The following is a 12,156-nucleotide window of genomic DNA, read 5'->3' as shown; positions in this document are numbered from 1 at the left end:
AACATCGCGCTCCGGGATCCGTGCGTCGCCCGGCAGCCCCTAGCGTGCTGGACATGCACCACGGAACCACCCCGGGCGCCACGCGTGGCGGCCGCACCACCGCCCCGTCCACCGACCCGGCCACCGACCCGGCCGAGGGCAAGAAGACCGCACCGGGCCCGGCTCCGGCTCCGGCTCCGGCTCCGGTCACGGTGCTCCAGCCCGACACCGGCCCGGTCCGGTCGTCGCGGTACCTGCCGGCCGAGGCCGACCGGGTGCTCTGGGGACGGCTCCCGAACGGCGACGACCGCCCGGTCGTGACGCTCGCTCCCGGTGACGACCTGACGATCGACACCGTGAGCCACGAGGGGCTCCTGCCGGACCAGGGCAGTGACCCCGTCGCCTTCTTCGGCCGCCACGGCGTCGCGCCGGAGCACGTGCTCGCCGACGCGGTCGCGATCGCCCGGACCGGTCGCCGCGACCCGGAGCGGGACGGCCCGCACGTGGTCACCGGACCGATCGCCGTCGACGGTGCCGAGCCGGGCGACGTCCTGACCATGACCGTGCTCGAGACGCTCCCCCGCGTGCCGTACGGCGTGGTGTCGAACCGGCACGGCCGCGGGGCCCTGCACGGCGAGTACCCGGTCGACGGGCGCACCGTCAGCGTCTTCGCCGACGTGGTGCCCGCCGACGACGGGCCCGGCGACGACGGGCCCGGCGACGACAGGCCCGGCGACGACCGGCTCCTCGGACGCATCCCACTCACCGAGCGCGGGGACCGGTACGCCCGGTTCCCGCTCGCGCCCTTCCTCGGCATCATGGGCGTCGCGACCCCCGGCGAGCGGCTGCACTCGGTCCCGCCCGGACGTCACGGCGGCAACATCGACGTCAACCTGCTGCAGGCCGGTGCGCAGCTCCACCTGCCGGTCCTCGTGCCGGGTGCCCTGGCCTACGTCGGCGACCCGCACTTCGCGCAGGGGGACGGCGAGGTCGCGCTCACCGCCATGGAGGCCTCCCTCCGTGCGACGGTGCGCTTCGACGTCACGCCGGCCGCCGAGGCAGCGCAGCAGTTCGGGGAGCTCGTCTGGCCGCTCGTCGAGACGCGGGACCACCTGGTGCCGACCGGACTCGACCCCGACCTCGACGAGGCCGTCCGGGCCTGCGTCCGGCACGCGATCGCGATCCTGGGCGCGCGGTACGGCATGGAACCGCACCTCGCGTACGCCTACCTCAGCGCGGCGACGGACTTCGACGTGTCGCAGGTGGTCGACCTGGTGACCGGGGCGCACGCCCGCATCCGCAAGGCCGACTTCGCGGACGTCCGGTGACGGCCGCGGCACGGCCGACCGGCGGTCCGTCGGCACCGACCGGCCTGCTCGACGCCCTCGACGCCTACGAACGGGCACTCGCCGACGACGACCTCGCGGCGCTCGACGACGCGTTCGTCCGCTCCGCCGACACCCTGCGCGGCGACGACCGCGGCCTGCTCGTCGGGCACGACGCGATCAGCACCTTCCGCGGTGCGCGGGGTGGAGTCGCGCCGCGCCACCTGTCCCGCACCGAGGTCCGGGTGCTCGCCGAGGACCTCGCGCTCGTCGTCTGCGTCGCCGCGTTCCGCGACGGCGGCTCGGGTCTGCAGACCCAGCTCTGGCGCCGTCAGGCCGACAGGTGGCGCATCGAGGCGGCGCACGTCACCGGTCGATCCCGACCCCTCGACACCACCGTGTGGCGCGTCGTCGGCGACCCGCTCCTGCCGCCGACCGGCCGCGGCCGTCTCGACGGCGCCACGGTGGCGGTCAAGGACCTGTACGCCGTCGCCGGCCACCGCGTCGGGGCCGGCAACCCGACGTACCTGCAGGAGTCCGTGCCCGTCCCCGCCTCCGCAGCGGCGGTCGCCGCCCTCCTCGACGCCGGCGCGTCGGTCCGCGGCATCGCGCGGACGGACGAGTTCGCCTACGCGCTGACCGGACGCAACGAGCACCACGGCACCCCGCCGAACGGCGCCGACCCGTCGCGTGTGCCGGGAGGCTCGTCCAGCGGATCAGCGTCGGCCGTCCGTTCCGGGGTGGCGGACGTCGGACTCGGTACGGACACCGCGGGATCGCTGCGGATCCCCGCCTCGTACCAGGGGCTCTGGGGCCTGCGGACGACCCACGGCGTCGTCGACCGCGCCGGACTGCTGCCGCTCGCGCCGTCGTTCGACACCGTCGGGTGGCTGACCAGGGACGCCGACACCATGGTCCGGGCCCTCGACGCCTCGGTGCCGCACGGGTCGCACCCCGTGTCGGAGTCCGGGGCGCCGGTCGTGCTCGCGGAGCTCCTCGCCGCCGCGGACCCGGCGACGCAGGACGCCGTCCACGCCGTCGTCGGTGACCTGCCGGTCGTGACGCTCGACGACCTCGGGCTCCCCGCGCTCGACGACCTCCGCGAGCTCCTGCGGCTCGTGCAGGGTGCCGAGGCGACGGCGGCGCACGGGAAGTGGATCGCGGCCCACCCCGGCGCCCTCGGGGCCGTCGTCGGGCAGCGGTTCGCCGCGGCCGCCGCGAACCCGCCGGACCTCGTCGCGGAGGCCCTCCGGCGCTTCCCGGGGGTCCGGGCGGCGATCCGAGCGGCCCTGGTCGACCGGGTGCTCGTCACGCCGACCGCTCCGGGCCCGGCCCCGTCGCTCGGCGCCGGCGCGGAGGAGCTCGAGCGCGTCCGCACCGCGACGACCACCATGACCGCGCTCGCGAGCGTGGGCGGGGTGCCCTCCCTGAGCGTGCCGGCGCTCACCGTCGACGACGCACCCGTCGGCCTGTGCCTGACCGGCGGGACCGGCACCGACCGAGCACTGGTGACCACGGCGGACCGCTGGCTGCGCGACGGGGTCGGCACGGGCCTCCCGGCCGGCGCTGCCTGAAGCGGTACGCCGGGCCGTCGACGAGCGGTCAGCTGGTCAGGTGGTCGGACGTGCAGCGCGCTGCGCGTGCGTGACCGCCCAGAGCCCCACCGCGCTCGCCGCCGCCACGTTGAGCGAGTCGACGCCGTGCGCCATCGGGATGCGGACCGTCGTGTCGGCGGAGGCGATCGCGGCGTCGGTCAGGCCCTGCCCCTCCGTGCCCATCACGAGCGCGACCCGCTCGGGGACGTCGGCGACGAACGCGTCCAGGTCGACCGAGCGGTCGGTGAGCGCCATCGCGGCGAGGTGGAAGCCCTGCGCGCGGAGTTCCTCGCCGGCGGCCGGCCACTCCCCGATGCGGGTCCACGGCACCTGGAGCACCGTGCCCATGCTCACCCGGACGCTCCGGCGGTACAGGGGGTCCGCGCAGCGCGGGCTCACCAGGACCGCGTCCGCCCCGAGGCCGGCGACGCTGCGGAACACCGCGCCGACGTTGGTGTGGTCGACGACGTCCTCGAGCACCACGACGACCTTCGCGTCCCGGACCACGTCGGCCACCGACGGCAGCTCCGGTCGGTGCATCGCGGCGAGGGCACCCCGGTGCATCCGGAAGCCGGTGAGGTCCTCGAGCAGCGCATCCGGTCCGACGAAGACCGGGCCGTCGTGGTCCGCCACCAGGGGCAGCACGCTGTCGAGCCACTTCTCCTGCACGATGACGCTCCGCGGGACGTGCCCGGCGCGGACCGCGCGCTCGATGACCGTGTTCGACTCGGCGATGTACAGCCCGCCCTCGGGCTCCGTGACCCGCCGCAGCGCCACGTCGGTGAGCCGGGCGAAGTCGTCGAGTCGGGGGTCGTCGAGAGAGTCGATGCGGACGGGGTGCACGGGGCTCGTTTCGTGGGAAGGCGGCTGGGCGTTCGGCTGTTGAGGGTACCGTGGACGACGTGCTGACCGACCCGATGACGGACGAGCTCGACCGCGTCGTGGAGCTGCTGACGGGCAAGCGCGTCGCCGTGCTCTCCGGCGCCGGGCTGAGCACCGACTCCGGCATCCCCGACTACCGCGGCGCGGGCCGGGTGGTGCGGAAGCCGATGACCTTCCAGGAGTTCCGCTCCGACCCGGCGAAGCGCCAGCGCTACTGGGCCGGTTCGCACCTGGGGTGGCGCACCTTCGCCGCCGCCCGGCCGAACACCGGTCACCGCGCGCTCGCCGCCCTCGAGGACGCCGGCATCGTCACCGGGGTCGTCACGCAGAACGTCGACGGCCTGCACCTCCGCGCCGGGTCCCGGCGGGTCGTGGAGATCCACGGCTCGATGGACCGCGCGGTCTGCCTGACGTGCGGGCAGGTGTTCTCGCGTGCCGACCTCGCCGGTGTGCTCGATCGCGAGAACCCCTGGATCGACGAGCCGGGCACGGTGCAGCTGCAGCCGGACGGCGACGTCGAGATCACCGACGTGGAGCGCTTCCGGGTGCCCGACTGCTCGGTGTGCGGCGGGGTGCTGAAGCCGGACGTCGTGTTCTTCGGCGAGTTCGTGCCCGCCGAGAAGTTCCGCGAGGCCGTCTCGATCGTCGCGGACGCCGACGCGCTGCTCGTCGTGGGCTCGTCGCTCACCGTGAACTCCGGCGTCCGACTGGTCGACCACGCCACCCGGCGGAAGCTCCCGGTCGTCATCGTGAACCGGGGAGCCACCCGCAGCGACCGGCGCGCGGTGGCGAAGCTCGACGCCGGCACCACGGAGACGCTCGAGGCACTGGCTGCGCGGCTCGTCCCGTCCGCCGCGGCGTCGGCTGCACCGGCGCCGCCCGCTGCGGAGTCGTCCGCTGCGGTGTCGGCTGCTGCGGAGTCGGCTGCTCCGGTGTCGGCTGCTGCGGAGTCGGCTGCTCCGGTGTCGGCTGCTCCGGAGCGCTCTGGCAGGATCGACGGGTGACGACGCTCCTCACCCTGGTCCGGCACGGCGAGACCGACTGGAACGCGCAGCGGCGCATCCAGGGATCGACCGACATCCCCCTCAACGACACCGGACGTTCCCAGGCCGCGGCCACCGCGCTGCTCCTCGGTCGCCGACGGTTCGACGCGGTCGTCGCGTCACCGCTGTCACGCGCGTTCGAGACCGGCGCGATCATCGCCCGCCACCTCGGGCTGCCGGAGCCAGCCACCCACCCGGGTCTCGCGGAGCGCTCGTACGGCGAGGCCGAGGGGCTCACCGACACCGAGGTCGCCCAGCGCTACCCGCACGACGACGTCCCCGGACGGGAGTCCCGCTCCGCGCTGCTCGCACGGGCGACCGAGACGCTGGCCGAGATCGCCGTCCGCTTCGACGCGGGGTCGGTCGTGGTCGCCACGCACGGTGCCGTCATCCGGGCCGTCGTCAACGCCGCGGCTCCCGGCACGGCGGACCGGTACACGACGCCGATCCGCAACGGGTCCGTGCACTCCTTCCGCTGGGACCCCGAGCGGTTCCGTGCCGAGCTCGTCCGCTTCGACGACCCGCTCGACGAGGTCTCGGAGCAGACGGACGATGAGTCCTTCGCCGAGCAGAACCCGCTCGAGCGCCGGTAGCGCGGGCGGCGGCCCGTCGCGCACGGTGGACCGGCACCGGACGGTGGACCGGTACCGGACCGTTACCTGCGGCTCCGCGAGCGCGGGGGCCCGCTCGGACTAGGCTCCGGTCCACGGGCGGCCCGACCACCGTCCGGTGGTGCTCGCACCCGTGCGCGAGGAGGGGCCGTGACGAACCAGGGACCGGTGGACGACCGAGTCGACTCGTCCGACGACCTCGACCGGGCGTTCGGCCCGGACACGGCCTCCGTCACCCGGCCGTCCACCGGCCAACGACTCCGACGCGGCACCGTCATCACGCTGTCCTTCGTCGCGGTCGGCGTCGTCATCGCCGTCGTCCTGTCGACGATCGTCGGCAGCATCCAGACCGGGGTCGGCGGGGTGTTCCCGCGACCCCAGGCAGCGCTCGACCGGTTCCGGACCGCGGCGGCCGACGTACCGGGCGTGCTCGCCGTCCGTGACGAGGAGACCACGCGCGACTCCCTCGCGGCCTACCGGGTGTCCGCCGTCGTCGAGGCGTCACCGGACCTGTCGCCCGGTCAGCAGGTCGACCTCGTCCGCGCCCTGAGCGCCGCGGCGGCCGACGCGGACGGCAGCGGAGTCGTCGTGTCGGCGGAGGCCCGCTTCGACACCCTGGTGGTCGGGGTCACGACGGACGCCGAGGTCACGCGACAGCGGCTCGAGGTCGCTCGCTCGGTCGCGGCGATCGGCGGGGTCGTCGCGGTGCGCAGCGACTGGGGTCCGGGGGCACCGTCGGACGAGCCGGACGCGCAGCGCGTCGAGCTCGCCACGGTCGGCACCGGTGTGGCCCTCGCCGCGATCATGGACGTCGCACAACGTGAGACGCACGGGGTCTTCCCCGGCGCCGAGGTGACCTCGCGTCAGCCGTCCTGACGACACCGCTGCTGTCGGCGCCCCACCACTCGTGCGCCGGTCCCGGTCAGCGCTGCTCTCGGTCCTGCACCGCGCGCTCGACGGCCCGGGTCACCTGTTCCGCCGAGTCCTGCCACCGGAACCGGGCCGCCCGCTCGAGCGAGGCCCGCGATGCCTCGTCCCAGCGGTCCTCGAGTCGCCGCACCGCCGCTGCCACCGCGGACGGCGACGACGGGTCGAAGTACTCGGCCGCGTCCCCGCCGATCTCGCGGAAGATCGGGACGTCGCTGACGACCACCGGGGTCCCCACACCCATCGCCTCGACCAGGGGGATGCCGAAGCCCTCGTCGAACGAGGCCGTCGCCAGCGCCGTCGCCCCGCGCAGGGTCGCCAGGTACTCGTCGTCGGAGGCACCGTCGTGGAAGACGATCGCCCCGGGCGGCGCCAGGGCCTCGAGCCGTCGTCGGTCCGCGTCGGACACCCGCGACATGCAGTGCAGCGTCCAGTCGGCTCCGAGCAGGGGCAGTGCGGCCGCGAGCGTCTCGACGTTCTTGTACGGCATGAACGACCCCATGTAGACGAGCGTCCGCGCACGGCTCCCGTCGGGCTCGCGGGGCACGGCCGGGTCGGCCGCGTTGTACGCCACCGTGACGGGGCGCTTCGTCAGACGGTGTCGCTCGATGAGCCCCGCGGTGGTCTCGGACACCGTCACGACGCCGTCCGCGCCGTTCAGCAGCAGGCGTTGCGGCGCCCAGCTCAGGTGGAAGAGCCGCCAACCGAGCCGGATCGGCCACGAGAACTCCCGCGGAGGCGTGCGGTTCCGGTAGTAGATGAGGTCGTGCAGCGTGAGCACGAGGGCGTAGCGGCGGCCGCGGGACCCCATGGTCTGCATCGGTGAGAAGACCGCGTCGAGACCGAGCCGGTTCACCGTCCGGGCCACGAGCGGCTCCCCCGCGTCCGTCGGGGCCGGGATGCGTTCCCACGGGATGCCGTCGGGCAGCGACGCGAGCTGCCGTTCGTCGTGCACGAGCAGGACGTGGTCGTGCCGGTCGGGCAGGTGCGCGACGACGCCGGCGGTGAAGCGGCTGATGCCGTCGTGCCGACCGATCCGGACGTACCGGCAGTCGATGCCGATCCGCAGGTGCCTCACGACGCGGACTCCCCCGGGGTGCCGCCGGCCGACGGTGACGCCGCCGACGTGTCGGGAGCCTGCTGCGGTGCGGTGGACCTCGTCCTGCGCGGGTTCCCACGTCCGGCACGACGGCGGGCCGTCGGCTCGGCCATGCGACGGAGCACCGCGTCGGCGGCGGCTCCGGGCGTCTCGTAGTGCACGAGGTGTCCCACGTCGGGCACCACGACGAGCTCGGCGTCGCGGAGTCGGGAAGCGAGTGCACGCTGCTCGGGCAGCGCCGTGATGTCGTCGTGCTCCGCGGCGACCAGCAGCACGGGGACGTCGATGCGGTCGGCGTACTCGGACACGTCGTGCGTGACCGAGGTGCGGAACGCCTCGAGCACGCTCGTGCGGTCCGCGAACGCCGAGAAGTACCGGTCGTGCTGGTCGTGCACCCATCGCCGCAGGTCGCGGTCGCGTGACTTCAGCATGGCGAGGCTCATCGCCCGCACGATCGCGCGGTTCCGGAGCAGCCCGAGTCCGAGCGGCCTGGGGAGCACCGCGCCGGCCCGGTAGTAGCCGATCGCGATGCCGGTGCCGACGGCCCGGGGCCCCTGCAGCGCGGGTGCCGCGATCGGGTTCACCAGCACGAGCAGCCGGGTGTCGAGGCCGGCCGCGACGGTGGCCGCCGTGACGATCGACCCGAAGGAGTGTCCGAGCACCACGGTCTCGGGACCCAGGGCGAGCGCGCGGTGGAACCCGGTGAGCCACCCGACGTAGGCGTCGACGTCGGAGACCGGCAGCGGGTCGGAGATCCCGAAGCCGGGCAGGTCGGGGACGACCACGCGGACGCCCCGGAGGTGGGCGGCGATCGTCTCGAGTCCGTGGTGGTCGCCGCGGAACCCGTGCACGGCGAGGACCGTCTCGGTGGCGTCGGCCGGCCCGTACTCCCAGTAGTGCGTGGTGCGGCCGTCGAGGGTCACGGCCCGGTGCACGACCGGCGTCGCGGCGACGAGCGACTGGTACGGGGAGATCACGGGTGGTTGCATCGCGGCCAGTCTACGAAGCGGCGACCGGGCGGGGTGCGCCCCGCGCCCCGCTGTGGAGGACGACGGACGGGAGGGACGCTGTGGAGGGGTGTCGCGCCTCCCGTCCGGCCACGTGACGCGGTCGTCACGGCGACCCGCGGACAGCAGCAGGAGCACACGCCTACTGTGGCCGTGGTCGGGCCACGCCGCCGGCCCGCCGACGACGAGGAGCACGCTTGACCTTCACGGCCCCGATCCAGCTGCCCGGCCTGACCCTGGACCCGCAGTGGTACAAGCGCTCGGTCTTCTACGAGTGCATGATCCGCTCGTTCGTCGACTCGAACGGCGACGGCATCGGGGACATCCAGGGCGTCATCGGCAAGCTCGACTACCTGCAGTGGCTCGGCGTCGACGCCATCTGGCTGCCGCCGTTCTTCCAGTCGCCGATGCGCGACGGCGGGTACGACATCTCCGACTACCGGGCGATCCTGCCCGAGTTCGGCACGCTCGACGACTTCCGCGAGCTCGTCACGAAGTCGCACGAGCGGAACATGCGCATCGTCATCGACATGGTGATCAACCACACCTCCGACCAGCACGAGTGGTTCCAGCAGTCCCGCGAGGACCCGGACGGCCCCTACGGCGACTTCTACGTGTGGCGTGACACCGACGAGCACTACGAGAACATCCGCATCATCTTCGTGGACACCGAGGAGTCGAACTGGACCTTCGACCCGGTCCGCCGGCAGTTCTTCTTCCACCGGTTCTTCTCGCACCAGCCCGACCTCAACTTCGAGAACCCGGCCGTGGTCGAGGCCGTCTACGACGTCGTGCGGCACTGGCTCGACCTCGGTGTGGACGGGCTGCGGCTCGACGCCATCCCCTACCTCTTCGAGTCCGAGGAGGGCAACGGCGAGGGCGAGCCGGAGACCCACGAGTTCATCAAGAAGCTCCGGGCCATGGTCGACGACGAGTACCCCGGGCGTGTCCTGCTCGCCGAGGCGAACCAGTGGCCGCGTGAGACCGCCGCGTTCTTCGGCACCGACGAGGAGCCGGAGTGCCACATGGCGTTCGACTTCCCGGTGATGCCGCGCATCTTCTACTCGCTCCGCGCGCAGCACGCCGCCGAGCTCAAGGCGATCCTGTCCGAGACCCTCGACGTCCCCGAGAAGGCCGCCTGGGGGGTGTTCCTCCGCAACCACGACGAGCTCACGCTCGAGATGGTCAGCGAGGAGTACCGCCAGGCGATGTACGGCTGGTACGGCTACGACCCGCGCATGCGGTCGAACATCGGCATCCGTCGTCGTCTCGCTCCCCTGCTCGACAACTCACGGGCCGAGCTCGAGCTCATCCACGCCCTGCTGTTCTCGCTGCCCGGGTCGCCGTTCCTGTACTACGGGGACGAGATCGGCATGGGCGACAACATCTGGCTGCCGGACCGCGACTCCTCGCGCACGCCGATGCAGTGGACCCCGGACCGCAACGCGGGCTTCTCGACCGCCGACCCGGGCAAGCTGTACCTGCCGGTCGTGCAGTCGCTCGTCTACAACTACGCGCAGGTCAACGTCGAGGCGCAGCTCGCCCAGTCCCGCTCCCTGCTGCACTGGGTCCGCAACGTCATCCACGTCCGCAAGGCGCACCCGGTCTTCGGCCTGGGCTCGCTGCACGTGCAGGACACCACCAACGACTCGGTGCTCGCGTTCGTCCGGTCGTGGGAGGGGTCCGGGCAGCAGTTCGGCCCGTCCGCCGAGGACGTCCTCTGCGTGTTCTCCTTCGCCACCAACCCGACGTCGGTGACGATCTCGGCGCCGGAGTTCGCCGGACGGCCGCTGTACGACCTGTTCGGCGGCGGGTCGTTCCCCGCGTTCGACGAGGACGGCAACGTCACCCTCACCATGGGGACGCAGTCGTTCTACTGGCTGCACGTGGGCGCGCCGGTCGGCGTGTAGCGAGCGCCGGCCGGCGGCCTCCGGTCGGGGGCGACCGTCCGTCGGAGGGCGACCGTCCGTCGGAGAGCGACCGCCCGTCGGGGGGCGACCGTCCGTCGGAGGGCGACCGTCCGTCGGGGAGGCGCTGCCGGCCTGGAGGCTCGACTCGCCCCCGCCGGGTGGCTCACCACCGGCTCGTCGCCGCGTCCGGCGCATCGACCGGGGCGCACCGGCCGCGCTCGTCGACCAGGACGCGGGCGGGTCGCTGCGTGCCCGCCAGGCGGGTCGCGTGGAGCGTGTCGGACCGTCCCGTTAGCCTCGTGCCGTGACGTACTCCCCAGCAGCGCTCGACACGCCCGCACCCGCCGCCCCGGCCGTGCAGGACCTGAGCGGTCGTCCCTGGTGGCACGCGCTCGGCGTGTTCGACCTCGAGACCACCGGCGTCGACGTCGAGACCGCCCGCATCGTCACGGCGCACGTCGGCCTGATCGACATGACCGGACGCTCCATCGCGGAGGGTGCCTGGATCGCCGATCCCGGGATCGCTATCCCCGAGGGCGCTGCCGCCGTGCACGGCTACACGACCGAGCGCGCCCAGGCCGAGGGGCGCCCGGCCGGCGAGGTCGTCGCCGAGATCGTGGCAGCGGTCGAGGCCGTGTTCGCGCGCGGCATCCCGCTCGTGATCTACAACGCTCCGTACGACCTGACGGTGCTCGACCGCGAGGCCCGACGGCACGGCATCGCCTCCCCTGTCATCGGCAACGTCGTCGACCCGCTCGTGATGGACAAGGCGCTCGACACCTACCGCAAGGGCAAGCGCACGCTCGAGGCAGCGTCCGAGCTCTACGGCGTGACGTTGTCCGACGCCCACGACGCCGCCGCGGACGCGATCGCTGCCGGGCGTGTCGCGCAGGCCATCGCGGCGAAGTACCCAGAGGAGCTCGGTGTCTCCGCCGAGGAGCTGCACCGCAAGCAGGTCGGCTGGTGTGCCGAGCAGGCCACCTCGTTCCAGGACTACATGCGGAAGAAGCGCGACCCCTCGTTCACCGCCGACGGTCGCTGGCCGCACCGCAACGGCTCGTAGCGCCGCGGCGTCGCCGTGCCGGCGCTGAGCCGCTGTCGCCGCGCGCCGCCGCTGGGCCGCCCTGCGACCGGTGCAGCCATCGGCGCTCCCGGCCAGCGCCGGCCGCCGGCGTCCGGCACCCGCTGCGGTCCCGCAGAACCGGGAGCACGTCGCGCCGTGGAATCACGCGGTGCGACGTGCTCTCCGTTGTGCGCGAGCATCGCGCACCACGGCCCGCGCACCACGGCCTGCGCACCTCGCAGCCCGTGCACCTCACAGCCCGCGCACCACGACCGGCGCACCGCGCACCGCGGACCGCGCACCGCGGCTGCGTCGCACGGTGCGCTGCCGCGCCGTCGGGCGGCGCGACGCTGCCACCTCGACCGGCGAGCGTTCCCGGCGGTCCCACACCGCGCCTGCCGGCCGTGACCGCGGCTCGCGCCTGCAGTACGCGCACAGCCAGACGCACCTCGAACCACGTGAACGCCTGGCGCGACGTGCTTCGTGTTGCGCGCGAGCACCACGCGCCACGGCGCGACAGCACGACGACGCCGTGCGCGCATGCTGGACGCCGCGCCCGCGCCCTACCCGTGCCGTCGCGCCGTGGCACCGTGGCACCGTGGCACCGTGGCACCGTGGCACCGTGGCACCGTGGCACCGTGGCACCGTGGCACCGTGGCACCGTGGCACCGTGGCACCGTGGCACCGTGGCACCGTGGCACCGTGGCACCGTGGC

9 protein-coding genes and 1 pseudogene are annotated in these 12,156 nt (G+C 73.8%); 7 read left to right on the top strand and 3 right to left on the bottom strand.

What is annotated here, in order from left to right:
• The first annotated feature begins 53 nt into the window (after nucleotides 1-53).
• Nucleotides 54-1,307, top strand: coding sequence for an acetamidase/formamidase family protein (locus M3677_RS07825; protein ID WP_081984861.1), 1,254 nt, complete (start codon nucleotides 54-56; stop codon nucleotides 1,305-1,307).
• Nucleotides 1,304-2,878, top strand: a complete 1,575-nt coding sequence (locus M3677_RS07820) for an AtzH-like domain-containing protein (protein WP_066654381.1) — start codon at nucleotides 1,304-1,306, stop codon at nucleotides 2,876-2,878. Before M3677_RS07825 ends, M3677_RS07820 begins: the two co-directional genes overlap by 4 nt.
• 36 nt (nucleotides 2,879-2,914) lie before the next feature.
• Here the strand turns inward: M3677_RS07820 and M3677_RS07815 are convergent, their stop codons facing one another.
• Complete coding sequence (locus M3677_RS07815; protein WP_066654382.1) at nucleotides 2,915-3,742, bottom strand: RNA methyltransferase; 828 nt, start codon at nucleotides 3,740-3,742, stop codon at nucleotides 2,915-2,917.
• Between the two features lie 74 nt (nucleotides 3,743-3,816).
• Here M3677_RS07815 and M3677_RS07810 point away from each other — a divergent pair.
• From M3677_RS07810 to M3677_RS07800, 3 genes and pseudogenes are all read left to right on the top strand, one after another.
• Nucleotides 3,817-4,614: pseudogene (locus M3677_RS07810) on the top strand (Sir2 family NAD-dependent protein deacetylase); the annotation flags it as partial.
• A 167-nt stretch (nucleotides 4,615-4,781) separates the two neighbouring features.
• Complete coding sequence (locus tag M3677_RS07805) at nucleotides 4,782-5,417, top strand: histidine phosphatase family protein (protein ID WP_251160202.1); 636 nt, start codon at nucleotides 4,782-4,784, stop codon at nucleotides 5,415-5,417.
• Between the two features lie 168 nt (nucleotides 5,418-5,585).
• A complete protein-coding gene (locus M3677_RS07800; RefSeq protein WP_066654388.1) occupies nucleotides 5,586-6,311 on the top strand; it encodes a hypothetical protein in 726 nt (241 codons plus the stop codon).
• Between the two features lie 46 nt (nucleotides 6,312-6,357).
• On the opposite strand, the gene M3677_RS07795 is transcribed toward M3677_RS07800, so the two are convergent.
• Both M3677_RS07795 and M3677_RS07790 read right to left on the bottom strand, forming a co-directional pair.
• Nucleotides 6,358-7,431 carry a glycosyltransferase family 1 protein gene (locus M3677_RS07795; RefSeq protein ID WP_251160286.1) on the bottom strand — a complete coding sequence of 358 codons (1,074 nt, stop codon included), beginning with the start codon at nucleotides 7,429-7,431 and terminating at the stop codon, nucleotides 6,358-6,360.
• 5 nt (nucleotides 7,432-7,436) lie between these two features.
• The gene (locus M3677_RS07790; protein ID WP_209682516.1) at nucleotides 7,437-8,450 is read right to left on the bottom strand and encodes an alpha/beta fold hydrolase; all 1,014 of its coding nucleotides are present in this window, start codon (nucleotides 8,448-8,450) and stop codon (nucleotides 7,437-7,439) included.
• Between the two features lie 215 nt (nucleotides 8,451-8,665).
• Here M3677_RS07790 and treS point away from each other — a divergent pair, with 215 nt between their 5' ends.
• On the top strand, nucleotides 8,666-10,378 hold the full coding sequence (treS, locus tag M3677_RS07785; protein WP_251155510.1) for a maltose alpha-D-glucosyltransferase: 1,713 nt from the start codon (nucleotides 8,666-8,668) through the stop codon (nucleotides 10,376-10,378).
• A 364-nt stretch (nucleotides 10,379-10,742) separates the two neighbouring features.
• A complete protein-coding gene (locus tag M3677_RS07780; protein ID WP_066658248.1) occupies nucleotides 10,743-11,441 on the top strand; it encodes a 3'-5' exonuclease in 699 nt (232 codons plus the stop codon).
• The last annotated feature ends 715 nt before the right edge of the window (nucleotides 11,442-12,156 follow it).

The sequence above is a fragment of the Curtobacterium sp. P97 genome (assembly GCF_023712445.1).
Taxonomy (GTDB): domain Bacteria; phylum Actinomycetota; class Actinomycetes; order Actinomycetales; family Microbacteriaceae; genus Curtobacterium.
Note: the sequence above shows the minus strand (reverse complement) of the source record. Positions and strands in the feature narration are given on the sequence as shown.